Below are 24,177 nucleotides of genomic sequence, written 5' to 3'. Positions count from 1 at the left end.
GAGCTGGTGTGATGCGTCAACGAATGGAGTCATCGTACGCGTAGCGTAGGAACCGGCTTCGGACTCTGGACCTGGCGTCGAAAACTGGTCAGACTTGAGCGGAACAGACTCAACTTCTATCGCGTTGTAGAGAGCAACGACAAGTAGGAAGGTGACAGTGGACTCGTTCAATCCCACCACCAAGACCCAGGCGGCCCTGACCGCCGCGCAACAGGCGGCAGCCGTCGCCGGAAACCCGGAAATCCGTCCGGCGCACTTGCTGGTGGCGTTGCTGGATCAGATCGACGGCATCGCCGCACCGCTGCTCAAGGCCGTCGCAGTCGACCCGGCGACGGTGCGGCGCGAGGCCCAGGAGATCGTGGACCGGCTGCCCCGGGCCACCGGCGCCACCACCACCCCCAATCTCGGGCGCGAAGCCATCGCTGCGCTCAGCTCCGCCCAGCGGCTGGCCACCGAGCTGGGCGACGAATACGTCTCCACCGAGCACCTGGTCTACGGCCTGGCTGCCGGTGACTCCGACGTTCAGCAACTGCTGCTGAAGTACGGCGCGACCGCCGACGCCCTGCGCGAGGCCTTCACCGCCGTGCGCGGCAACGCCCGTGTCACCTCGCCGGATCCGGAGGGCTCGTACCAGGCGCTGGAGAAGTACTCCACCGACCTGACCGCCGCCGCCCGCGAGGGCAAGCTGGACCCGGTCATCGGCCGCGACACCGAAATCCGCCGTGTTGTACAGGTTTTGAGCCGTCGCACCAAGAACAACCCGGTGCTGATCGGCGAGCCCGGCGTCGGCAAGACCGCCATCGTGGAGGGCCTGGCCCAGCGCATCGTGGCGGGTGACGTCCCGGAATCGTTGCGCGGCAAGAAGCTCGTTTCGCTCGACCTGGGCGCGATGGTGGCCGGCGCCAAGTACCGCGGTGAGTTCGAGGAGCGGTTGAAGGCCGTGCTGGAGGAGATCAAATCCTCTGCCGGACAGATCATCACGTTCATCGACGAGCTACACACCATCGTCGGCGCCGGCGCCACCGGCGAATCCGCCATGGACGCGGGCAACATGATCAAGCCCATGCTGGCCCGCGGCGAGCTGCGGCTGGTCGGCGCCACCACCCTCGACGAATACCGGCAGCACATCGAGAAGGACGCGGCCCTGGAACGCCGGTTCCAGCAGGTGCTGGTGGGCGAGCCGTCGGTGGAGGACACCGTCGGCATCCTGCGCGGGCTCAAGGAGCGCTACGAGAACCACCACCACGTGCGGATCACCGACTCCGCGCTGGTGGCCGCGGCGACCCTGTCCGACCGCTACATCACCTCACGGTTCCTGCCGGACAAGGCCATCGACCTGGTCGACGAGTCGGCCTCGCGGCTGCGCATGGAAATCGATTCCCGCCCAGTGGAAATCGACGAGATCGAACGCGTCGTGCGGCGCCTCGAGATCGAAGAGGTGGCGCTGGCCAAGGAGACCGACGAGGCGTCCAAGCAGCGGCTGGAGAAGCTGCGCCAGGAGCTCGCCGACGACCGCGAGAAGCTCAACCAGCTGATGACCCGCTGGCAGAACGAGAAGCAGGCCATCGACGCGGTGAGCGTGCTCAAGGAGGAGCTGGAGTCGCTCAAGGGCGAATCCGAGCGGGCCGAGCGCGACGGCGACTACAACAAGGCCGCCGAACTCCGGTACGGGCGAATCCCCAAGCTGGAGAAGGAACTCGCCGAGGCCGAGTCCAAGGCGAAGACCGCCGCCGACGGCGACGTCATGCTCAAGGAGGAGGTCGGGCCGGACGATATCGCCGAGGTGGTGTCGTCGTGGACCGGTGTCCCCGTGGGCAAGATGATGGAGGGCGAGACCCAGAAGCTGCTGCGCATGGAGGACGAACTGGGCAACCGGGTCGTCGGGCAACCGGAAGCCGTGCAAGCGGTTTCGGATGCCGTGCGCCGCGCCCGGGCCGGGGTCGCCGACCCCAACCGGCCCACCGGCTCGTTCATGTTCGTCGGCCCGACCGGTGTCGGTAAGACCGAACTCGCGAAGGCGTTGGCGGACTTCCTGTTCGACGACGAGCGCGCCATGGTCCGCATCGACATGAGCGAGTACAGCGAGAAGCACTCGGTGGCCCGCCTGGTCGGTGCGCCCCCCGGCTACGTCGGCTACGACCAGGGCGGCCAGCTCACCGAGGCGGTGCGGCGACGCCCGTACACGGTGGTGCTGTTCGACGAGATCGAGAAGGCCCACCCGGACGTCTTCGACATCCTGCTGCAGGTGCTCGACGAGGGCCGGCTGACCGACAGCCAGGGCCGCACGGTCGACTTCCGCAACACCATCCTCATCCTGACCTCCAATCTGGGTGCGGGCGGTGACAAGGACGCGGTCATGAACGCGGTGCGCCGCGCCTTCAAGCCGGAGTTCCTGAACCGGCTCGACGACGTGGTCATGTTCCACGCGCTCGACGAGGAGCAGCTGGAACGGATCGTCGACATCCAGCTGAACCAGCTGCAGAAGCGCCTGTCCCAGCGCCGCCTGAAGCTGGACGTGTCCGACTCGGCCCGCTTCTGGCTGGCCGTGCGCGGCTACGACCCGGCGTACGGTGCGCGCCCGCTGCGCCGCCTCATCCAGCAGGCCATCGGCGACTCGCTCGCCAAGGAGCTGCTGGCCGGCGAGGTGCAGGACGGTGACACGGTGAAGGTCAACGTCACCCCCGACGGCGACACCCTCATCGTCGGCCGCTGACCCAGCGGACCCGGGCCCCCGCGCGAGCTTCGGCTCGGCGGGGGCCTTGCTCGTGCCGGGCGACCGAGCCCTGCCGGTTTCGAGGTGTGAACGGTCCGCGAATTGGGAACCGTCCGGTCGAGTTCGCGGCTCGGGACGGGTCGGCCGCCTACCCTGGAGGCCATGACTGATCCGAGCGATCCGTGGTCGCGGCGGCCGGAACCGGGCCCGGGGGAGGGGCCCGCCGAGCAGGCCGCACCTGGCGGCTACCCCTCGGATAGCGCCGCGGGCTACGGGCCCACCGAGGCCATACCCGCTGATCCGGTCGACTATTTCGGGCAGCCGCCCGGCCCCGACTCCACCCGCGTGCTGCCGCCGGCGGACGCGCAGTGGGGTGGATACGAGACCGGCGGCGGCTACGAGCCGACCGCCGTCTACCCGGGCCAGCCCGGGTATGCCCCCACGAGCAGCTATGGCGCGCCCGGATATCCGCCCGCCGCGGGCGGGCCCGGTTACCCGGGTGGTCCGGGAATGCCGACCGGTGGATATCAGCCCGCGGGCTTCCCGCAGCATCCGGTCCCGCCCCCGCCGCCCCGCCGGACCACCATGTGGATCGCGCTGGGCATCGCCGCGGTCATCGTGGTCGCCATTGTCGGCGTCGCGGCGGGAACCCTGCTGTCGAACAACGATTCGTCGAACAGCGCCGCACCCGGCAGCGTCCGGACCTCCGGGTACCCGGCGCCGAGCCTGCCCGGCAACTCCTCGGCCCTACCCCTGCCCAGCGGCATTCCCACCATCCCGGGCCTGGGCGATCTGGACGAGCTGGGTGCGAACATGGGCACCATCTCGAACAACGACGGTTCCACCCTCACCATCACCACCCTGTCCGGTGGCACGGCGACCGTGAAGACCGACAACAGGACACAGGTGATTTCCCTGGGCAGCACCAAGGTTTCGGACTTGCCGGTCGGCGAGGTGATCATGGTCCAGGGCGACAAGAACGCCGACGGATCCATCCAGGCGAAGCTGATCATCAGCACCTCGATGCCGAGCGGGACCCGATGACAAACGACTCTGCGGGCGTGCCGGGCATTCGCGCGCTCGGATGGATAGGGTAGGCGGCGATGACGGCAATATGGTTCGGGCTGGCGGCGATCGCGCTCGTGGGTGCGATCGTGCTGCTCTATTTCGATCGGCTGCAGCGGCAGCGCACCGGGCACGTGCGACAGGTCTGGGCGAAATCCCAGGGCTACACCTATGTTTCGGTGGAGCCCGCGCTCGCCTCCACCTGGCGGCGCGGCGCCCTGGCCAAGCTCGGCTACCTGTCCGCGGTGGACGTGGTGTCGGGCAACCGCAAGGGTGAGAAGTTCGTGCTCTTCGATCTGGAGGACGCCGCCACCCTGGTCGCGGTGCGCCGGCAGATCGGCTCGGACATCGACATCGACCTGCGGCTGAAAACAGCGGCGCCGCCGAAGGATCACGATCTGGAGCTGCTCGGCGCCATCGGCGACCGGGTGGTCTTCGCCACCAACCCGGACGTCGCCCGGCACGCGGTGGATCAGCGCATGGTGGCGTTCATCGAGTCGCTGCCCGACACCGTGCAGCAGCTGTGGTCCGAGGGCAACTGGACTCTGGGCATGCTGCCGGTCGGGGCCGTGGCCAAGGACTGGGAGATGGCCATCGACGCGGTGCTGCGGCTGTCGGGCCTGCTGCACGTGCTGCCGCCGGTCATCAATGCCGAGCGCGGCCGCGACGAACTCCCCGAACCCGGTCGCTCGCACCCGGTTCCCGAGGACGACGACTATGACGGCCACGACGAATTCGGTGACTTCGGCGACGACGACCGCGATCGCCCGCGCGGCCAGGACCGCCCGGCCCGCCCGCGCGCCGAGGAAGCCGACGACTACGAGCCCCCGCTGGTCAGCGATATCGCCGGCGCGAGCGAACCGGACGACGAGCCCGAAAACTGGCGTCCCGCACTGAAAGTCGTGCCGGACCCGCGCAACCGCCCGCGCCGCAACTGGCCGCCCGCCCCCGAGGGGGAGGAGCCGGATCGGTACGACGAGGACGACCGGCGCCGCCCCGGGGACGAAGACCGTTGGGCGGAACCGGAATCCGAGGATTGGCGCGACGAATCCGAGTCCGACCGCGAGCCCGAGGAGGGCTGGCGCAGGGACCAGGGTCGCAGCGCCCCGCCCGGCGGCCCGTTCCATCCGGGGTTCCGCCCCTACCAGGGACCCGCGCCGAGGTGACCCACCCCGGCCGTGTCCGCGCGCGGCACGCCGCAGCCACGTGGTGTCTGCGCGAATTCGCCGCGTGCGGGTCGGTCAGGGATCAGAATGGGGGCGCAGTTCCGGTCATCGCCGACCGCTCCCCAGTCGTGCGAGTGATGGGCCGCCGATGACCGAGAGTTCCCCTGATCGTCCGGCGGGCGCCCCGCGCCTGCCGGGTGCCCACCGCCCGGTGGCCTTGATCACGGGACCGACCTCCGGCATCGGCAAGGCGTACGCCACCCGGCTCGCCGCGCTCGGCTACGACCTGGTGCTGGTGGCGCGGGATGAGGATCGGCTGGCCGCGCTGGCACACGATGTGCGGGTGCGTTTCGGCGCGCGAGCCGAGACGCTGCCCGCGGACCTGGGCCGCTCCGCCGACCTCGGCCGGGTGGCCGAACGCCTGGCACAGGGCGTCGAATTCCTGGTCAACAATGCGGGATTCGGCATGTCGGGCGAGTTCTGGACGCTGGAGCCGGACGCCCTGCAGCAGCAACTGGATGTCAATGTCACCGCTGTCGTACAGCTGACCCGGGCGGCCCTGCCTCCCATGCTGCACGCGGCCAAGGGCACCGTGGTCAATGTGGCCAGCACCGCGGGACTGATACCCGGACGGGGTTCGACCTATTCGGCCTCCAAGGCGTACGTCGTATCCTTTTCTCAGGGGCTGGCCGGCGGGCTGGCCGGAACCGGAGTCCGGGTGCAGGCCTTGTGCCCGGGATTCGTCCGCACCGAATTCCATGAGCGGGCCGGAATCGACATGGCCTCGCTACCGCGACCGTTGTGGTTGAGCGTGGACGAGGTGGTGGCGGGTTCGCTGCATGATCTGGAGAGAGACCGGGTGATCAGCGTGCCCGGAATGCAGTACAAAGCGATCGTCGCGATCGCCGGGTTCATCCCACGATCCCTGGTGACCCGCCTGAACCGGGGCCTGTTCAACGCACGCGGAAGGACATAGAGAAAGCAATGCAGGTAACGACCACCGACCGGGACAGACTCGCGGCTCTGGTGCGCGACCTCGCCGTGGTGCACGGCCGGGTGACCCTGTCCTCGGGCAAGGAAGCCGACTACTACGTGGACCTGCGCCGCGCCACCCTGCACCACGAGGCGGCCCCGCTCATCGGCAAGCTACTGCGCGAACTCGTGGCGGACTGGGACTTCGACGCGGTGGGCGGGCTCACCATGGGCGCGGACCCGGTGGCGGCCGCGGTCATGCACGCGCCCGGCCGGGCCATCGACGCCTTCGTGGTCCGCAAGGCCGCCAAGACGCACGGCATGCAGCGTCAGATCGAGGGCCCGGACATCGTGGGCAAGCGGGTGCTGGTGGTCGAGGACACCACCACGACCGGAAACTCCCCGCTCACCGCGGTGCGCGCGCTCCGTGAGGCGGGCGCCATCGTGGTCGGTGTGGCCACCGTGGTGGACCGTGAGACCGGCGCCGACGACATCATCGCGGCCGAGGGTCTGGAGTACCGGTCGATCCTGGGTCTGAAGGACCTCGCCCTGGGGTGAGGACTTAGGTCCTTACCGAAGGGTTAACAAGACTTTGCTCTGGGCTGAACCCTTGCTCTGGGTTAGCCTGGTGCTGGTCTTACGTCCGACAAAGGTGTTGCGAAGGGTCGTGTGAGTCACCAGTGGTGAGCATTGCAATCAACAAGGGTCATCAAAATGTTGCGATGCTCGGCATCGGCGCCTACCGGCCCCAGCGCCTGGTCAGCAACGCCGAAGTGTGCGAGGTCCTGGACTCCACCCCGGAGTGGATCTTCGAGCGCACCGGCATCCACAACCGGCGCTGGATCTCCGGTGACGAGACGCTGCGCACCATGGCGGTGGCGGCGGGCAACCGGGCGCTGAACAACACCGGCATCGACCGGTCCAAGATCGGCGCGCTGCTCTTCTGCACCTCCAGCTGGCTCAAACTGACCCCGCACGGTGCGCCGAGCGTCGCCGCCGACCTCGGCATGAACGGCATCCCGGCCTTCGACCTGACCTCCGGCTGCGGCGGGTTCGGTTACGGCCTGGGTGTCGCCACCGACATGATCCGCTCCGGCTCGGCCGAATACATCCTGGTGATCGGCGCGGAGACGATGACCGTGGGCCTGGACCCGAAGGATCGCGGCACCGCCATGATCTTCGGCGACGGCGCGGGCGCGGTCGTGGTCGGGCCCAGCGAGGAGAACGGCATCTCGCCGACCGTGTGGGGTTCCGACGGCGAGAACGCCGAGGCCATCGCGCAGGACGTCGACTTCCTGGAGTTCATGAACAAGGCGCAGCGCCTGCAGGGCACCGACCCGGCCGTCGAGCCGGTGGGCCGCATGTCGCTGCACATGGAGGGCCCCAAGGTCTTCCGCTGGGCCGCGGTCACCCTGCCGCGCGCGCTGTCGAGTGCCATCGAGCAGTCCGGCGTGCACAAGGAGGACATCGAGGTGTTCATCCCGCACCAGGCCAATGCCCGTATCAACGAGCTCATGAGGAAGAACCTCGGGCTCGCCGACGACATCCCGATGGCCAATGACATCGAGAACACCGGCAACACCTCCGCGGCCTCGATTCCGCTGGCCATGGAGGAGATGCTGGTGACCGGCAAGGCCAAGGGCGGTCAGCTGGCCCTGCTGCTCGGCTTCGGCGCGGGCCTGTCCTACGCCGGTCAGGTCGCGGTGCTGCCGCCCGCGCCGGCCGAACCCAGCTTCTGATGGCCCGCCCGTTCCGCGCCGCGTTCGTCGGCGCGGCGGTGGTGACGGTGTTCGGCGCCGTCACCGGCCGCGAGAAATTGCAGTGGGCCGCAAAGCCTTTGCTGATGCCGCTGCTGGCGGCCGATGTGGCGGTGAACGGCGCAGCTCTGCATCGCACCGATCGCACGGTGCTGCTCGGGTCGCTGGCCGCGGCCACGGTCGGCGACGTGTTGCTCATCGATCCCGATGACGATCGCCGATTGATAGCCGGCGCTTCGTCTTTCGCGGTCATGCAGACCGGGTATTCGTGGTTGTGGTTCCGGCGCGGCGGCCGGCCGCGCGCGCAGATCGCGGTTCCGCGCCTGGCGGCCTGGCTGGGCGCGGCGACGCTGATGCGGTTCAAGGCCCCGGCGATCGTGGTGCCGCTCACCGCCTACGGCGCGACCCTCGGCACGGCGGCCACGCTGGCGTCCGATCCGGAACTGGCCCGGGACGCGAAGAATATTGCGGGCGTGAACATTCCGAATGCGGACCCGCGCAGCCGATTGGGCGTGGGTGCGCTGTTGTTCACGCTGTCCGACGGATTGATCGTGCTGCGGCGCATTTTCGCGCGCGGTGAGAAGTCGCGCCGGATCAGTGAGGGCGTCATTCTCGGCACATATGCCGCCGCGCAATACCTGCTCGCGGATCCCCGCGCGCATCGGTAACCGAATAGGTCACCGTATCTGTCATCTGCAACCGCTGCCGGTCATCGAATTCGATTGGACAAGAACCCCATCCCGAGTTTCGGGATGGGGTTCCGGTGTTTTCATCCCCGAGGGATCAGGGCAGGACCTGCGGAATGGCATCCGGGTCGACCGCGCCGACGAGCAGGCCGATCAGGGCGCCCTGGAGCGCCGGGCCGAGGGCGCACAGCGGGATGAGCGGAATGCCGACCACGGTGACGGCGCAGATGACGGCGCCGATCACGGCCCCGACGCCCGCGCCTACGACGGCGGCATTGGCCATCGGGTCGTGGTTCTTGGCATTGGGATCGGTGGCGATGTCCTGCGGCTGCGAAATCTCGGCCGCCGGCTGCGCGACCTCGGGCGAAGCGGGCTGCTCGACATCCGGGGTGACCGGCTGCGCGGCCTCCGGAGCGACGGAGACCGCCGCCGGCGCGATGGTCTGGGCGATGGCGGCCGCGACCGGAGCCGTGACCATCTGCACGACCGGGGCCGACTGCACGGCGTCGGCCGGGGCGGTGGCGGAAGCCGTTCCGGCGCTTGCGAAAGTCGTGGCGACGGCCAGCGGCAGTGCCGCAACGATTGCCTTACGACCGAAATTACGAATGGTACGACGCATGATTATTCCTGTCCTCCCGACCCCCGCAGCACGCTGAACTCAGATGGCGTGCAGAACGATTCGCGTTGCCGATGGCAACGGAACAAGTTTTATCCGATCGCGGTCGCGGAATCAAGTCGCACTGCCGCCATTCGAGATCCGTGGAATTGTGCTCGCCACCACTATTCGGTGACGCGTGCCATTCCGGGGATTGCGGATAGCAGTTCGCGGCCCGCGCCGGATTCCGTCCACCATGCGGTATGGCCGAGAAAGTACTCGTCGTAGGCGATTTCGGCGTTCTTCGCATTGCCGCCGGGGACGACGCCGAGGAAGTAGTCGATCTCGGACAGCTCGTACTCGCAATGCACGAGGGGGAGCAGCGCCGGGAGGGCGCGCCGCTCGGCGGCGGTCAGCGGCCGGACCGATTCGTAGCCCTGGAGCAGCACACGCACCTGGTCGAATCGCACCTTCGCCGGTCCGCCGTCGCGGATCGAAATCCAGTCCACGGCACTGCGTTCGATGGCGGTGGCGAGATCGTGGACGGCGGTGGTGCGGTCGCACAGGCCGAAGTCGATGACGGAGGTGACGTCGCGGTCGCGCCAGAGCAGGTTCGTGCCGTGCCAATCATTGTGTGTCCATAGCGGTTCCAGGTCCGCGAGCAGCGGCCGGAGCCGCTCGTAGGCCGGGAGGTGGACGCGTTCCAGGTCCGCCCGCCAGTCGCGTTCGGCGAGGAATGCGCCGACGGCCGGGCGTTCCGCGGCCCGATGCGCCACGGCCGCAAGGGGATCGGCGGAGGCGAAGAGGGTGAAGCCTGCCAGTAGCGGCCGGGGCGGCCGGCGTGGCGCCTCGTATCCCGCGGCGGCCAGGTGCAGGCGGGCCAGCAGGCGCCCGGCCGCGGCCGCCCCGTCGAGGGAGCGGTACGGCGTCCAGGAGAAGACGCCCTCGTACTCGTCTCGCCCGTCACCCGATTCCTGGACCTCGTAGGCGAAATCGCCCAGGTCGACCGTGTGCCGTACGCGCGGCACCGGAATTCCTTGCGAGCGCAGGTGATCCATGAAGCGGTGCTCCTCGCCGAGCGCGGCGGCGTCGCGCAGCGCCCGGGGGAGGCGTTTGACGATGAGGTCGTGCCCGCCCGTCGGGCGTACCCGGGCGGTCGCCGACAGTGGTCTCGGGCTGCGCCACACGATCGCCGCGTCCGTGCCCAGCACCGCGTCCACCTCGGCGGAAGTCAGTGCGGGCCAATCGGGTTCGACCAACGGGTCGAATCCCATGCCGTAGACGCGGCCGTCGGTCATCCCCGCCGGACCCGCGCCAGGAGCGCGGTCACCGCCGCGGCCGCCAGGAACGAGTAGAGCGAGGCCGAGGACCACCAGCCCGGATGCACGCTGAGCGCGTCCTGCGCCCGGGTCCAGAATGTCGCCCACCAGCTGATGGAGCCGGGATTGAACAGCTGGTACACCACGAAGCCGATGGCCCACGGCAGCAGCATGAGCGGCCGGGCGGGCGCGTTCTGCGCCAGATTCCAGTCGCGGCGGCCCTGGCCGAGGAAGTAGTCGACGATGAGCACCGCGCACAGCGGCACGAAGACCGAGCCGATCAGATAGAGGAAATTCGCGTAGCTGCTGAAGTCGCGCACCGGTAGCGCCAGCAGCGTCACCGCCACACCGACCAGTCCGGCCAACAGTCGCCGATCCACCCGTGGCAGCAGGTTCTGGATGGACATGGCCGTCGAATACACATTGGCGAAGGACTGGTCCGACTCGCGCAGCACCAGTACCGCGAAGAAGACCCAGCCCGCGGTGACGCCCAGGAAGGAGTCGAAAACGTGGTCGGCATTGCCGCCCGCCTGCAGGATGGCGATGATGCCCAGCAGGTAGCACCACACCTGGGCGATCGAGTAGCCGGCCACGGTGGCCCCGGCGGCGGTCTTCGCCGATCGGGAGTGCCGGGTGTAGTCGGCGGCCAGCGGTACGAACGAGATGGATACGGCCAGGGTGGTGTCGACGGCGGGCCAGAACCCGCTCCAGCTGGTGTCGTGCTGCACCGGAATCGGTTGCCGCAGTAGCTGAATCGTGAAGTAGAGCATGGCGATGGCCACAGCCACCGAGACGTATTTGCGGAGCGCCCGCACCGCGGACAGCGGCCAGATGGCCATGGTGGTGGACAGCGTGCCCGCCGCGACGATGACCACCCAGTGCGGTACCCGGTCGTGGGTGAGCGCCGAGACGCCGAGCGCGATGACGGTCAGCTCGTACACACCCCAGCCGATGCACTGCACGATATTGGCGCCCGTCGGCAGGTACGACAGCCGCGTCCCGAACAGGCCGCGCAGCACCGCCATGGCCGGTGCGCCGGTGCGGGCCCCGACGGCACCCGGTCCGGCCACCATGGCCGCGCCGACCACGGTGCCCAGGACGGTCGCCAGCAGCGCCCCGGCCAGCGGGAGCGGCGGGTTCCCGGTCGGGAAGAGCACGTACGCGGCGCCGCTGAAGCCGATGAGACTGACGCCGAGATTGAGCCAGAACGCCGCCTGATCCGTGAACCCCAGCGTGCGCGGCGGCTGGGTGTCGAGCACCAGCGGCGCTTCCCTGCGGTCGGGTTTCTCGGCGATCGTCATGCCCAGGAGCCTACGGCCCGAATCGTGCGAATCCGGCACTGAGCTGGATATATATCAGAGGCAGAGGATGATCCGGTCCCGGTTCTGCGGGTCGACACGGATCGAAATCGTGCCGCCCACAGCGATTCTCGGTTTCACCACCGGTTCGACATCGAAGACGATGCTGCCGTAGTAGGTCTCCGAGCCCGGCACCACGAGTTCGAGATCGAGTTCGGTGATCTCGGTGCAGTGGTCGGTGCGCTGCAGGGGGTGGACCGCTTCGATGTTCGCCCAGCCCTCGAGCCCGTGCCGGCGTAGTCTGCGGTCGGAGCGGCTGGGGCGCTGGGCGAACAGCATGCCGAGGCCCAGGAACGTTCCGAAGAGACCGACCAGTGTGACGATTTGGACCGGCACGGTACCCGGCGGGGTGAGCGGGACCAACCACCCCAGCCACAACCCGAGTGCGACGAGATATGCCGCCGTCACTCCGAGCACCGTACGGGCTATACGCGCGTGGTCCATGACACCCTCCAACCACGGCCTTTCAGAACTCCAGGATAGTCCCGAAGTTTGTTCCGCGTGGCCCGATCAGGCGAGGTCAGAGGGCTGGCGGGTCAAACGGACACGCCGGATGTGCGGAGCGTGGTGAGAGCGTCCAGATCGAGCGGCAGGTCGAGGCCGTCGAGTGTCAGGGTCACCTGTCCCGAGTACTCACCGGTCGGTAGGTATCGACCGTCCCGCAGCCGATGGGTCAGCAGCCGCAGCGACTCCTCGGTCTCCAGCAGCCAGTAGTGCCCGATCCCCGCCGCCGCGTACTCGGCGAACTTCATGACCCGATCCACCCGGCGCGAACCCGGCGACACGATCTCGATGGCCGCCAGCACATCGCCCGGCCGCACCCGGGTGGCGTGCTCGGCCCCGGCCGCACCGCCCACGATCAGCACATCCGGCACCCGCACGGTCGGCGGCGTGCCGTCGTCGATGATCAATTCGATCCGCGCCATGGCGGCCACCCGCCGCGGCAGCGCCCGCTCCAGCTGGGCGGCCAAACGCCATACCGCGAGCTGATGCCGCGGCGGCTGCGGCGCCACCACCAGGACGCCGTCCACCAGTTCGAGGCAGTGCCGATTGTTCTCCGGCAGCAGCGACCACTCCGCGATGGTCAGCAGGTGATTCGGCCAGTATTCAACCGATTTCAGCAATTCCGCGGAACTCGATCGAGTCATGGGCCCAGTCTTCCACGCCCGGCAATCGTGCAGCGATGTTTCAACCCCGCAACCGCAGAACGGCGAGTACCCGCCGATGATGCAGATCCGAGGGCGGCAATTCCAGCTTGGAGAAGATGTTGCCGATGTGCTTCTCCACCGCGCGTTCGGTCACCGAGAGGGCCCGGGCGATGGCCGCGTTCGACAGTCCCTGGGCCATGGATTCCAGCACTTCACGCTCGCGCGGGGTGAGCCGGGCCAGCGAATCCTGTTGCCGGGCAGCGCCCATGAGCTGGCAGACCACCTCCGGGTCCAGCGCGGTGCCGCCGGTGGCGACGCGGCGCAGAGCCTCGGTGAAATCGCCGACGTCGGCCACCCGGTCCTTGAGCAGGTAGCCGACGCCGCCCGCACCGGCGGCCAGTAACTCGGTGGCATAACGGGTTTCGATCCACTGCGAGAACACCAGCACCCCGGTGCCGGGATGGCTGCGGCGCAGCGCGAGCGCGGCCAGCAGGCCCTCGTCGGTGAAGCTGGGCGGCATGCGAACGTCCACCACGGCGACGTCCGGCAGTTGGTCGGCGACCGCGGCGTGCAGACCGGTCGCGTCGCTCACCGCGGCCACCACCTCGAACCCGCGCTCCGCCAGCAATGCGGTGAGGCCGTCGCGCAGAATGGCATTGTCCTCCGCGATGACCACCCGCAGCGGCTGGTTCGCGGTGTTCGCGTCCTCGTTGTCCGGAGTGTTCACAGCCTCGATCATTGCGGCCCGGCCAGCGGCAGCACCAGCGTGACCACGGTCGGGCCGCCGATGGGGCTGTCCACCGTGAGCGTGCCGTCCACCGCGCGCACCCGTTGCGCCAGCCCCGAAAGCCCGCCCACCACAACGCCTTCGCCGGGTCCGCCCACCGGTTGCAGCGCACCGCCCTGGCCGTTGTCGCGCACGCTCACCGCCAGCGCATCCGTCCCCGTCGGCAGCACCGCCACCCAGATCCGGTTCGCGGCAGCGTGTTTCACCACATTGGTGAGCAGTTCCGCAACCGAGAAATAGGCGATGGCCTCGATGGCCGGGCTGGGCCGCAGCGGCAGCAGTACCCGCAGCTCCACCGGCAGCGCGCAGCGGGCGGCCAGGGTCTCCAGCGCCGGTTCCAGCCCGAGTTCGAGGGCGGGTGGATGGATGCCGCGCACCAGTTCCCGCAGTTCGGTCAGTGCCTCCTTGGATCCGGTGCGGGCCTGGGCGATCAGCTCGGCGGCGTCGCCGCCGGCCGCGATCCGCTCCTCGGCGCGGCCCAGCATCATGGCGATGCTGACCAGTCGCGCCTGGGTGCCGTCGTGCAGGTCGCGTTCCAGCCGGCGCAGGGTGGCGGTGGAGTCGTCGACCGCGGCGCGGCGGCTCTCGCGCAGGCCGGCCAGCTCGAGATCGCGGGCGGTCGGGGTGAGCAGCCACAGCGCGAGCACGCGGTGCAGGAAGCAGACGCCGCGGATCAGCCACGGCAGCAGGAAGCAGCCGAGCACGCCGAGCGCCGCGAAACCCAGGACGCGCGGCCAGGTGTCGAGATAGTAGTCGCCGAGCTGGATCATCGACCGGTGCGACACGCCGTGTTCGTCCACATTGACCGGATTCATGAGTGCCCACGGAATCGGCGACAGCGCAACGAAACCCGTCACCGCCACCGCCGTCAGCACACCGTAGCCGATCACCACACCCAGCAGGCCGTCGAGGATCAGGAACAGCAGGGCGCGGTACGAGGTCCGATCGGTGAAGGCACTGCGCAGCCAGCCGATCGGCCCGGGCCGAAAGGTGAACGGGGGCGGCTCGGGCAGGGCCGCGTCGAGCAGCACCGCGCCCAGCACCCGATGAATGCGGCCCCATACCCGCCCGCCGAGGATCATGGCCGCCAGCACCGGGATGCCCACCACGAACACCGAGAGGTACAGGCTGCCGCCGATACCCAGGAACAGATAGACCGCGGCGGCACAGCCCAGCCCGAAAACAATGATCAGGTAGGCGAATTCCTTCCAGGTGCGCGCCCGGAACGGCGTGGCCAGGAAGGTCCGCAGCACGGACGCGGGGGTGGGGCGGGCGCCCGGATCCGATTGCGGCGCAGGCGGATCGAGCACGATGCTGGGTAGGGCGGCCGTATCGCTCATGGATTCATGGTCGCGGGCGGCGCGGTGCGGTGGCCAGGGAGCAGCCCAGAAAATATTCGGTGTAGCCAGCACGACCACCTAGCATTCAGCCATGACCTACGACGCGCCCCCGCCGGGCTGGGATCCGCAGTCCCAGGGCTACCAGCAGCAGCCGGGCTACAACCAGCCGCCCGGCTACCCCCAGGGCTACCCGCCGCAGGCGCCCGGCTACTACCCGCCCGGCTACTACGGCGCGCCCGCGCCGGATCATCCGCAGGCGGTGGTCGTGTTGATCCTCGGCATCATGAGCCTGGTGTTCTGCCAGCTGCTCGGGCCGGTGGCCTGGATCATGGGCGGCAAGGCCCGCCGGGAGATCAGCGAGTCGAACGGCATGATCGGCGGCAGCGGCATGGTGACGGCCGGCTGGATCTGCGGCATCGTCGCCACCGCGCTGATGGTCCTGGTCATCCTGTTCATCGTGCTCGCCATCATCGTGGGCGCGGTCGGCTCCTCGCACTAGGCAACTACCATCGCCGGGGTGAGTTCCGCCCCGACCGCCCACGAACCGCCGACCCCCGGACCGACCGAATGGGGTGAGCATCCGCACGGCGTCGGACCGTGGCGCGAGGAGTTCGGCACCGAGCCGCCGGACGATCCCCGCCTGGACCCGGACCTGCTCGAGCACGGCGACCGGCGCAATGTGGTGGATGCCTACCGGTATTGGCGGCGCGAGGCCATCGTCGCCGATATCGACAGTCGCCGGCACCCGTTCCATGTGGCCATCGAGAACTTCGGGCACGACGCCAATATCGGCACGGTGGTGCGCACGGCCAATGCCTTCGCGGCGGCGGCCGTGCACATTGTCGGGCGCAAGCGGTGGAATCGCCGCGGGGCCATGGTCACCGACCGCTACCAGCACATTCACCATCACGCCGATATCGATGAGCTGCTGCGTTTCGCGGCCGGCGAGGGACTGACGGTGGTGGCGGTGGACAACGTCCCCGGCGCGGTGCCGCTGGAGACCGCCGCGCTGCCGCGCGAGTGCCTGCTGCTCTTCGGCCAGGAGGGCCCGGGCGTGACCGAGGCCGCGAAAGCGGGCGCGCTGCTGACCGTTTCGATCGCGCAGTTCGGCTCGACCCGCAGCATCAATGCCGGTGTCGCCGCGGGCATCGCCATGCACGCCTGGATCCGCCAGCACGCCGACCTCACCACCGCCTGGTGAGCTGGACGACTCTCGGTAACAAATCGGCCACGAGCGCAGTGCCCGACTGGCACGATAAGTCCCATGACTTCGCGGACCGGACGCAATATCGAGCCGACCGCTGCCCTCTGGTCGGAGCGAGCCGACCTGGCGGAGTCCGCGATCCTCTCGCGTCACCTACGCAAGTTGTGGGGCTGTCCCGGCACCCAGCTCGGCGTGGTGGGCTGGCCCGCCACCAAGGGTGAGCGGGTTTTCGCCTTCTGGCACTACTGGTGGCAGGCCCACCTGATCGACTGCGCGGTCGACGCCGCCAATCGTGCGCCGACCCCCGCCCGGCAGCGGCGCCTCTGGTCCATCGCCCACGCCTCGCGCCTGCGCAATATCACCGGCTGGACCAACAACTACTACGACGACATGGCCTGGCTGACAATCGCTTTGGAGCGGGCCGAACGCACCCAGGGCGTCGCCGAGGTGCGGGGCGCGCTGCTCACTCTGGAGAAGACGCTGGCCAACGGGTTCGATCCGGAGTTCGGCGCGGTGCCCTGGCGTAAGGGCTCCGACTTCTACAACGCCCCGGCCAACGGCCCGGCAGGCATCGCCATGGCGCGGCTGGGCCGCTACCACCTGGCACAGGAACTGGCCGACTTCCTCGACGCCAACCTGCGCGACAAGGAGACCGGCCTCATCTTCGACGGCATCCACTTACCCTCCGGCGAGGTCGAGAAGCCGGTCTACAGCTACTGCCAGGGCGTGACGCTCGGCCTGGAAACCGAACTCGCGGTGCACACCGGCGAACCCCGGCACGCCGAGCGCGCGGTCCGGCTGGTGGACGCGGTCGAGGAGCATCTGACCGCGGACGGCGTGGTGGTCGGCGACGGCGGCGGGGACGGCGGCCTGTTCAACGGCATTCTCATCCGCTACCTGGCGCTGACCGCCCTCATGCTGCCCGGCGACGACCCCGCCCAGGTGACCGCGCGCCGCAAGGCCGCCGCGATGGTGCGCGCGTCCGCGAACGCGGCCTGGGAGCACCGCCTGGATGTGGAGGGTGAGCCGCTGTTCGGCGCGGATTGGCGGCAGCCCGCGCGACTTCCGGGCATCGCGGGCGCGGGCGGCTTCGAGGGCGGTTCGGTGACCGCCTCGCGCAGCCCGGAACGCGACCTGTCGGTGCAGCTTTCGGGCTGGAAGCTGATGGAGGCCGCGCACACGGTGACGGCCGCCGGGCTGTAATCGTTCAGGCGCGCGGCACCCGGGGCAGCGGCACCGTTGCGGCCTCTGCCACGTCGAGGTCGAAATCCTCGGCGGGACGTGCCATTTCGACGCGGTACTGCCGCACGCCCAGGACCGTGCCGAGCACCAGCCCGACCACCAGGGTTCCGATGACCGCGGGCATGAGCCAGGAAATGTTCTCCAGGAAGCTGCCCGCGTAGTAGCTGGCCAGCAGGATCACCGGCGCCCAGATGACCGCGCCGACGGACGAGGCGATGGTGTACTTGCGGTGGTCCATCCCGGCCGCGCCCGCGACCAGCGGGCACAGCGTGCGCACCCACGGAATCCAGCGGGCCACCAGCACCGCCAGGAACCCGTGCTTGTGCAGCATGTCCGAAACCCGCGCGAGATTGCGGGTATTGATGTATTTCCCGTTCTTGCGCGCCACCAGATGGTGTCCGGCGCGCTGGCCGAAGACGTACCCCACCTGGTTGCCGGCGATGGCCGCGATCATGGTGCCGATCGACAGCGCCCAGACCTGCCCCTCGCCGACCTGCGAGGCCAGCACCACACCGGCGGTGATGAGCATGGAGTCACCGGGCAGGAACAGCCCGATGATGAGTGCGCACTCCAGGAAGACGAAGGTGAGAACCACGGTCCAGACGAGCACTGGTCCGGCTGTCTCGAGCGGGCCGAATCCGCCGGAGGCGGAAAGAGCGGCAGGGCCGCCCGATGCGAGGGTTAGCGGGGTGGTCGACACCGAAGGGCTCAGTGGGTCGGCTCGTTCGTCGAGGTGGCGTACTCGGCCTGTTCCGGGGCCTGGCCGCGGTGCAGCAGGTTCTTCGCGACCGTGATGATGCCCGGCAGGATGGACACGAACACGATCAGCAGGAAGATCGCCTCGACGTTCTTGCGAATGAATTCGACATTGCCCAGGAAGTAACCGAGCACGGTGACGCCGCCGCCCCACAGCACCGCGCCGATGATGTCGACGGTGGCGAACTTGCGGTAGTCCATCTTCGAGACACCGGCCAGCACCGGCATGAAGGTGCGCACGATGGGCACGAAGCGGGCCAGCACGATGGTCTTGGGGCCGTGCTTCTCGAAGAAGGCGTGGGTCTCGGTGATGTAGTGCTGCTTGAAGAAGCGCGTGTCTTCCTTCTTGAACAGCGCGGGGCCGATGGATCGCCCGATCCAGTAGCCGCTCTGGTCGCCGAGCCAGGCCACGAACGCGGTGGCCGGTACCAGCCACCAGATGTTCATGCCGGTCGGCGGGTGCGCCTGGGCCGCCAGCAGACCGCCGGTGAACAGCAGCGAGTCGCCGGGCAGGATCGGGAACAGCAGACCGGTCTCGATGAAGACGATGGCCAGGATCGCCGGGAGCACCGCGTGCTGCAGCCAAGTCTCCGTCAGGAGGTGCATTGGATCCAAGATCGCGGGGAGCGCGGCATTGGTCGTCACGGCATCGGATACGGCCAGCAAGGTCACGGCCACCACAGTACCGGTAGCCCGGACATCACACCGAACGTCGAAGCAACCTCACAAACTTGTGGGGTATGTGAGGCCATTGCCTCGGAGAAAAGGGGCTGTCCTATCGTGTCAACTGACAGAATTTTGTAGTACGCACCACACACAACACGGAGGTCACTGTGCCCATCGCGACTCCGGAGATCTACGCCGAGATGATTGCTCGGGCCAAGCAGAACTCCTTCGCGTTCCCCGCCATCAACTGCACCTCGTCGGAGACCATCAACGCGGCCATCAAGGGCTTCGCGGACGCCGGCAGCGACGGCATCATCCAGTTCTCCACCGGCGGTGCGGAATTCGGCTCCGGCCTGGGCGTGAAGGACATGGTGACCGGTGCGGTCGCGCTCGCCGAGTTCGCGAACGTGGTCGCTGCGAAGTACGACGTGACCATCGCACTGCACACCGACCACTGCCCGAAGGACAAGCTGGACACCTTCGTGCGCCCGCTGCTGGCCATCTCGGCCGAGCGCGTGAAGAACGGCCTGAACCCGCTGTTCCAGTCGCACATGTGGGACGGTTCCGCGATCCCGATCGACGAGAACCTGGAGATCGCCAAGGAACTGCTGAAGCAGGCGCATGCGGCGAACATCATCCTCGAGGTCGAGATCGGCGTCGTCGGCGGTGAAGAGGACGGCGTCGAGGCCGAGATCAACGAGAAGCTCTACACCTCGCCCGAGGACTTCGAGAAGACCATCGACGCGCTGGGCTCCGGGGAGAACGGCCAGTACCTGCTGGCCGCCACCTTCGGCAATGTGCACGGCGTGTACAAGCCGGGCAATGTGGTGCTCAAGCCCGAGGTGCTGGCCGAGGGCCAGCGGGTCGCCGCCGCCAAGCTGGGCCTGGGCGCGGACGCGCAGCCGTTCGACTTCGTCTTCCACGGCGGCTCGGGCTCGCTGAAGTCGGAGATCGAGGACTCGCTGCGCTTCGGCGTGGTGAAGATGAACGTCGACACCGACACCCAGTACGCCTTCACCCGTCCGGTCGCCGGCCACATGTTCGGCAACTACGACGGCGTCCTGAAGATCGACGGCGAGGTCGGCAACAAGAAGGTCTACGACCCGCGCAGCTACCTCAAGAAGGCCGAGACCTCGATGGCGGCGCGCGTCGTCGAGGCCTGCAACGACCTGAACTCTGCGGGACGTTCGATCAGCGCCAAGTAAGCTCAAAGGCCGGGATTCCGCTGAGACGAGCGGAATCCCGGGCAATTTTCGAGCGGCGGGCGCGCCGCGGTCTCTATCGAGGCAGGTGGCATGACTGTCGATGTGCGGGTCCTGGGCCCCGTGCAGCTGTTGGTCGCCGGTCGGTCCGTGCCGGTCGGCGGCCCCAAGCCGCGTGCGCTGCTGGCGGCTCTGACCGTGAACCGGCGGCGCGCGGTGTCCTCGCAGGCGCTGGCCGACATTGTCTGGAACGACGATCCACCGGACTCCTATCAGGCGAGTCTGCAGGTGTTCGTCTCGAATATTCGCAAGACCCTGCGCACCGCCGGGGTCGACCCGGTGGCGCTGCTGCGCACCGAATCCTCCGGCTACCGGCTGGAGATCGAGGACGACGAGTGCGATCTCGGGCGCTTCGAGACGCTGCGCCGCGAGGGTTCGGAGGCCGCCTCGATCGGCGACCCCACCGCCGCGTCCCGGCTCTTCGGCGAGGCGCTGGCGGAATGGAGCGGCCGCGCCCTGGACGATCTGTCCGGCCTCGGCTTCGCGGAGAGCTTCGCCACCGCCATGGACGAGGAGCGACTGCTGGTCGCCTCCGCCCGCATCGACTCCGAAATCGCTTTGGGCCGAGCCTCTTCCGTGGTCGGCGAACTGGTGTCGATGACCAGTGCGCATCCGCTGCGGGAGCCGCTGTGGGCGCAGCTCATCACCGCGCTCTATCTGTCCGGCCGGCAGGCCGACGCGCTCGACGCCTGCCGCCGGGTGCGCACCGTGCTGGCCGACGAGCTCGGCATCGATCCCGGTCCCGCGCTCATCGCGCTGGAGCAGAAGGTGCTGCGTCAGGAACCGTTGAGTACCGGGCAGATTCACGAGGTCGAGCGCATGGCCAAGGCCATGACCGAGACCGTCACCGAGATGCCGCGCGCCGTGCGCGCCGGGCAGCTGCGGCTGTCCGACGGCCGGGCGGTGCCGATCGGCCCGAACGGCATGAAGATCGGCCGCATGACGGACAACGATCTGGTGCTCGACGATCCGAAGGCCAGCCGGTACCACGCGCAGATCACCCCGAGCCGGGCCGGGCTGCTCATCAAGGACCTGCACTCCGCCAACGGCATCTACATCAATGAGGAGTCCATCGAATCGGCCGCTGTGCTGGCCGACGGGGACGCCATCCGGATCGGCACCACCGTGCTCACTTTCCAGGCCTTGCGCTGAGCTGTCGCTGTATTACGCTGCTGCACTGTCGGTTTCGGTTCGCGGTGCGGCGGCGGTAGGCCCGCGGGTCTCGATTCGGTCGAGATCGGTCGAGTACCGGCGGTTCGCCCGGTTCCGGGGGTAGGGTCTCTGCCCGGATATGTCCGAGAGCCCGTTTGTCGGAAGGTTGAGTGCATGGCCAAGCGGCTGGTGGCAGCTGCGGGGGTGGTGATCGTCGGGGCGGGCGTACTCGCCGGAATGGGCGGGCCGGTCGCGGCGGCGGATCCGGATCCGGGTGCGGCACCGGCCGTTCCGGGTATCGGGCCCTGCAGCACCGACGCCAAGCCCGGACACGAGTCGCTGGTTCCGAAGACCGTCGAGGTCCCCGTGCCCTATCCGGTGGTCACGGTCGACACCGGGCCGGTGCCGGAGAACACCAAGCGCGTGGCGATGGAGCTGCCGCCGGATCCGTGCGTGAACCCGTGCCCGGACCTCACCGACACTCCCGCTCCGCCACCGGGACTCGCCGAACAGCTCGGCCTCCCCAAGCTGATCGTGCGGCCGCAACCGTTCAATTTCGCTTTACCCAACCCGAATCCGCCGGCGCTGCCGCCCGGTCCCGATCCGGCGCACCCGCCGGTCGAGGCCGCCGCCCAGGTGCCCGCCCGGCCGACGCCGCAGGTCTCCGACGTGCGCGAGGTGTCCAAGCTGACCGGCGCCGACTCGGTCAACCGCACCGACAAGCGCTGGCAGGTCCAGGGCACCGACCTGGGCATCATGTGGCAGAGCGCGCCGGACGAGATCGCCATCGCCTTCGGCGACACCGTCGGCCGCGACTTTCATCCGCCGGGCGGCATGGGTGAGGACTGGCGCTCGAACCTGCTGGCCTTCAGCAAGAACCGGGATCTGGAGAACGGTGTGGTCTTCGACCGCATGGTCACCGACGACCGCTGCCACGCCGCCGAACTGCTGAGCAGCCGCAAGCTGGACAATATCGAGATCACCACCATCCCGACCTCGGGCTTCGCCATCGGGGACCGGCAGTACCTGAGCTACATGTCGATCCGCACCTGGAACAGCGTGCCCGGCACCTGGTACACCAACTACGGCGGCATCGCCTACTCCGACGACCACGGCGAGCACTGGACCAAGGACCCGTACGCCAAGTGGGAGAACATCTTCGGCCTCTCCAACTTCCAGGTGACGGCCATGGTGCCGCAGGGGGACTGGGTCTACATGTTCGGTATCCCCAACTCGCGGCTCGGCGGGGTCGGGCTGGCCCGGGTCCCGAAGGATCAGGTGCTCAACCCGACGGCCTACCAGTACTGGAACAGCGGCTCCTGGATACCCGGGACGAACGGATCGGTCACGGTCACACCGATTGTCGACGCGCCCGCCGGTGAGCTGTCGGTGCGCTACGACGAGAGCCGCAATGTATGGCAGATGAGCTACCTGGACACCGCCAAGGCGGCACTCGTTGTGCGGGAATCGGATACGCCGCAGGGCACGTGGTCCGACAGCGCGGTCACGGTGAGCGCACTGCAATTCCCGGAGCTGTACGGCGGCTTCATCCATCCGTGGTCCACCGGCAACGACATGTACTTCACCATGTCGACCTGGAGCGACTACAACGTCTACCTGATGCACGTCACGGTGAACTAGCACTCGAAGCGAGTGGGCCGCGTGGCAGGTGCGGCGCATCCGTTTCTCGTTGTTCGGTTGCCAACCGCAGCAAATGATTTCGTAACGGTCGGGGTAACTCCTGGGGTACGCCCGAAATAGATTCGGCACACGCCCGCCGGCACGCGTGCGCGGCGGGCGACGGCTCTTTGCCGGGCGCTGAAGTTCCGGGGAGGCGGGGGAGCTCTCAGTTGTGCGCTGAAGTCTCGGGGAGGCGGGACAGTCGGATCTCGGCGATGGCGCGGCCGAAGAGCTTCTTGCCTTCCGAGGTCGCGCCCAGTACGACGGTGGCCGCGCCCCGGGCGGCGTCCACCGACTTCACCTTGCCGGTGAACTCGACGATGGTCGGGGCGGTCGGCTCGACCGGCACGAAGCCGGAGAAGCGGACGCTGAACTTGCCCAGCGCCGACGGATCGCCCAGCCAGTCCACCAGGTAGCCGGCGGTCAGGCCCATGGTGAGCATGCCGTGCGCCACCACGGTGGGCAGGCCGACCAGGGTGGCGGCGGTGTCGCTGAAGTGGATGGGGTTCGGGTCGCCGGAGACGCCCGCGTAGTTGACCAGGTCGCCGCGGGTGACCGGCACCTTGGCGGCGGGCAGGTCGGTGCCGGCGGTCAGGGTGGCGGCGGTGGGGATGGTGTGGACCGGCTGCGGCGGGGCGGGGGCGGCCAGCTCGGCGACCTCGTCGGGGGCCAGCAGAATCAGACCGGTCGGGTCGCCGTCGAATTCGCCGGGCTCGACCACATGGCCGTGCATGACCACGCCCGAGACCGTCTGGACCATGGCCGGATCGATCTCGACGCCCTTGCGGGCCACGATGGTGGTGGTGGCGACCAGCACCGGCAGCGCGTCGGCATCGGTGAGGGTGACCTTGACGGTGATGAAGTCGTTGTCGCCGAAGCTGCGGATGTTCTCGACGACGACGTCCACCCCGAGGCGGTCCTCGGCCAGGATCGGGCGGTAGTACTCGAAGATCTGATCGGTCTGCAGGATCTGCGAGACGTCGTACTCGGTGAGCACCGATCCGATCAGCGAGCGGGTGGTGGCCGCGCCGATCACCGACGCGAAGGTCGGGGAGGCGAGCAGGCCGCCGTAGCCGAGCGCCGCGGCGGCGGCCTCGGTGTGGTGACCGGGGTGATCGTTGCGCACCGAACGCGCGAACTCGCGGATCTTCTCGCGGCCGACGTCGTAGTGATCACGGACACGGAAGTGCCGTCCGACCAGCTCGGCCGCGGTGGCTTGAGTAGCCTCTGCCGTTTCCGGCATGGTGTTCAGCTCCCTGCAAATCGAAACCCGGTGGGCCCGCACCACTTCTGCCGGACACTGTCCTCA

At 68.6% G+C, this 24,177-nt stretch carries 23 protein-coding genes; 13 read left to right on the top strand and 10 right to left on the bottom strand.

Annotated features, from left to right (window positions below; translation table 11 throughout):
- Nucleotides 1–157: 157 nt before the first annotated feature.
- The 7 genes from clpB to ACFXHE_RS33490 all read left to right on the top strand — a co-directional run bounded on the left by clpB (nucleotide 158) and on the right by ACFXHE_RS33490 (nucleotide 8,341).
- A complete protein-coding gene (clpB, locus tag ACFXHE_RS33520) occupies nucleotides 158–2,713 on the top strand; it encodes an ATP-dependent chaperone ClpB (protein ID WP_379388685.1) in 2,556 nt (851 codons plus the stop codon).
- A gap of 162 nt (nucleotides 2,714–2,875) precedes the next feature.
- On the top strand, nucleotides 2,876–3,757 hold the full coding sequence (locus ACFXHE_RS33515; RefSeq protein WP_379388684.1) for a DUF5666 domain-containing protein: 882 nt from the start codon (nucleotides 2,876–2,878) through the stop codon (nucleotides 3,755–3,757).
- A gap of 59 nt (nucleotides 3,758–3,816) precedes the next feature.
- Entirely contained in the window at nucleotides 3,817–4,944 is a 1,128-nt protein-coding gene (locus tag ACFXHE_RS33510) for a hypothetical protein (protein ID WP_379388683.1), read from the top strand.
- A gap of 148 nt (nucleotides 4,945–5,092) precedes the next feature.
- Nucleotides 5,093–5,920, top strand: coding sequence for an SDR family NAD(P)-dependent oxidoreductase (locus tag ACFXHE_RS33505; protein WP_379388682.1), 828 nt, complete (start codon nucleotides 5,093–5,095; stop codon nucleotides 5,918–5,920).
- 8 nt (nucleotides 5,921–5,928) lie between these two features.
- Complete coding sequence (gene pyrE / locus ACFXHE_RS33500) at nucleotides 5,929–6,474, top strand: orotate phosphoribosyltransferase (RefSeq protein WP_354843337.1); 546 nt, start codon at nucleotides 5,929–5,931, stop codon at nucleotides 6,472–6,474.
- Between the two features lie 122 nt (nucleotides 6,475–6,596).
- Nucleotides 6,597–7,655: a beta-ketoacyl-ACP synthase 3 gene (locus ACFXHE_RS33495; RefSeq protein WP_379388681.1), complete on the top strand. Its 1,059-nt coding sequence runs from the start codon at nucleotides 6,597–6,599 to the stop codon at nucleotides 7,653–7,655.
- Nucleotides 7,655–8,341, top strand: a complete 687-nt coding sequence (locus ACFXHE_RS33490) for a lysoplasmalogenase (RefSeq protein ID WP_379388680.1) — start codon at nucleotides 7,655–7,657, stop codon at nucleotides 8,339–8,341. Before ACFXHE_RS33495 ends, ACFXHE_RS33490 begins: the two co-directional genes overlap by 1 nt.
- 115 nt (nucleotides 8,342–8,456) lie before the next feature.
- Here the strand turns inward: ACFXHE_RS33490 and ACFXHE_RS33485 are convergent, their stop codons facing one another.
- The 7 genes from ACFXHE_RS33485 to ACFXHE_RS33455 form a co-directional block, all read right to left on the bottom strand.
- Entirely contained in the window at nucleotides 8,457–8,978 is a 522-nt protein-coding gene (locus ACFXHE_RS33485; protein WP_379388679.1) for a hypothetical protein, read from the bottom strand.
- A 161-nt stretch (nucleotides 8,979–9,139) separates the two neighbouring features.
- Nucleotides 9,140–10,252, bottom strand: a complete 1,113-nt coding sequence (locus ACFXHE_RS33480) for a phosphotransferase enzyme family protein (protein WP_379388678.1) — start codon at nucleotides 10,250–10,252, stop codon at nucleotides 9,140–9,142.
- Nucleotides 10,249–11,574: a purine-cytosine permease family protein gene (locus tag ACFXHE_RS33475; protein ID WP_379388677.1), complete on the bottom strand. Its 1,326-nt coding sequence runs from the start codon at nucleotides 11,572–11,574 to the stop codon at nucleotides 10,249–10,251. Before ACFXHE_RS33475 ends, ACFXHE_RS33480 begins: the two co-directional genes overlap by 4 nt.
- Before the next feature lie 54 nt (nucleotides 11,575–11,628).
- Nucleotides 11,629–12,075, bottom strand: a complete 447-nt coding sequence (locus tag ACFXHE_RS33470) for a hypothetical protein (RefSeq protein WP_354843354.1) — start codon at nucleotides 12,073–12,075, stop codon at nucleotides 11,629–11,631.
- A gap of 92 nt (nucleotides 12,076–12,167) precedes the next feature.
- Nucleotides 12,168–12,779, bottom strand: a complete 612-nt coding sequence (locus ACFXHE_RS33465; protein WP_379388676.1) for a Uma2 family endonuclease — start codon at nucleotides 12,777–12,779, stop codon at nucleotides 12,168–12,170.
- Nucleotides 12,780–12,819: 40 nt separating this feature from the next.
- Nucleotides 12,820–13,461 carry a LuxR C-terminal-related transcriptional regulator gene (locus ACFXHE_RS33460; protein WP_379388712.1) on the bottom strand — a complete coding sequence of 214 codons (642 nt, stop codon included), beginning with the start codon at nucleotides 13,459–13,461 and terminating at the stop codon, nucleotides 12,820–12,822.
- Nucleotides 13,462–13,514: 53 nt separating this feature from the next.
- Nucleotides 13,515–14,906 carry a sensor histidine kinase gene (locus ACFXHE_RS33455; RefSeq protein ID WP_379388675.1) on the bottom strand — a complete coding sequence of 464 codons (1,392 nt, stop codon included), beginning with the start codon at nucleotides 14,904–14,906 and terminating at the stop codon, nucleotides 13,515–13,517.
- A gap of 91 nt (nucleotides 14,907–14,997) precedes the next feature.
- Between ACFXHE_RS33455 and ACFXHE_RS33450 the strand changes: the two genes are divergently transcribed.
- The 3 genes from ACFXHE_RS33450 (at nucleotide 14,998) to ACFXHE_RS33440 (ending at nucleotide 17,313) form a co-directional block, all read left to right on the top strand.
- Entirely contained in the window at nucleotides 14,998–15,405 is a 408-nt protein-coding gene (locus ACFXHE_RS33450) for a DUF4190 domain-containing protein (RefSeq protein WP_379388674.1), read from the top strand.
- Between the two features lie 18 nt (nucleotides 15,406–15,423).
- Complete coding sequence (locus tag ACFXHE_RS33445) at nucleotides 15,424–16,107, top strand: TrmH family RNA methyltransferase (RefSeq protein ID WP_354843365.1); 684 nt, start codon at nucleotides 15,424–15,426, stop codon at nucleotides 16,105–16,107.
- Between the two features lie 63 nt (nucleotides 16,108–16,170).
- Nucleotides 16,171–17,313, top strand: coding sequence for a glycoside hydrolase family 76 protein (locus ACFXHE_RS33440; protein WP_379388673.1), 1,143 nt, complete (start codon nucleotides 16,171–16,173; stop codon nucleotides 17,311–17,313).
- A 4-nt stretch (nucleotides 17,314–17,317) separates the two neighbouring features.
- Here ACFXHE_RS33440 and ACFXHE_RS33435 read toward each other — a convergent pair whose 3' ends face one another.
- Both ACFXHE_RS33435 and ACFXHE_RS33430 read right to left on the bottom strand, forming a co-directional pair.
- Nucleotides 17,318–17,962, bottom strand: coding sequence for a DedA family protein (locus ACFXHE_RS33435; protein WP_379388672.1), 645 nt, complete (start codon nucleotides 17,960–17,962; stop codon nucleotides 17,318–17,320).
- Nucleotides 17,963–18,060: 98 nt separating this feature from the next.
- Nucleotides 18,061–18,714: a DedA family protein gene (locus tag ACFXHE_RS33430; RefSeq protein ID WP_379388711.1), complete on the bottom strand. Its 654-nt coding sequence runs from the start codon at nucleotides 18,712–18,714 to the stop codon at nucleotides 18,061–18,063.
- Nucleotides 18,715–18,941: 227 nt separating this feature from the next.
- On the opposite strand from ACFXHE_RS33430, the gene fbaA reads away from it, so the two are divergent.
- From fbaA to ACFXHE_RS33415, 3 genes are all read left to right on the top strand, one after another.
- Nucleotides 18,942–19,979: a class II fructose-bisphosphate aldolase gene (fbaA, locus tag ACFXHE_RS33425; protein WP_354843373.1), complete on the top strand. Its 1,038-nt coding sequence runs from the start codon at nucleotides 18,942–18,944 to the stop codon at nucleotides 19,977–19,979.
- A 90-nt stretch (nucleotides 19,980–20,069) separates the two neighbouring features.
- Nucleotides 20,070–21,188, top strand: a complete 1,119-nt coding sequence (locus ACFXHE_RS33420) for a BTAD domain-containing putative transcriptional regulator (RefSeq protein ID WP_379388671.1) — start codon at nucleotides 20,070–20,072, stop codon at nucleotides 21,186–21,188.
- Between the two features lie 174 nt (nucleotides 21,189–21,362).
- Complete coding sequence (locus tag ACFXHE_RS33415) at nucleotides 21,363–22,829, top strand: DUF4185 domain-containing protein (RefSeq protein ID WP_379388670.1); 1,467 nt, start codon at nucleotides 21,363–21,365, stop codon at nucleotides 22,827–22,829.
- Between the two features lie 205 nt (nucleotides 22,830–23,034).
- On the opposite strand, the gene ACFXHE_RS33410 is transcribed toward ACFXHE_RS33415, so the two are convergent.
- Nucleotides 23,035–24,111 carry a fused (3R)-hydroxyacyl-ACP dehydratase subunits HadA/HadB gene (locus ACFXHE_RS33410; RefSeq protein WP_379388669.1) on the bottom strand — a complete coding sequence of 359 codons (1,077 nt, stop codon included), beginning with the start codon at nucleotides 24,109–24,111 and terminating at the stop codon, nucleotides 23,035–23,037.
- Nucleotides 24,112–24,177: the final 66 nt, after the last annotated feature.

The sequence above is a fragment of the Nocardia sp. NPDC059229 genome, from assembly GCF_042754165.1.
In the GTDB taxonomy this organism is placed as follows: Bacteria; Actinomycetota; Actinomycetes; order Mycobacteriales; family Mycobacteriaceae; genus Nocardia.
Note: the sequence above shows the minus strand (reverse complement) of the source record. Positions and strands in the feature narration are given on the sequence as shown.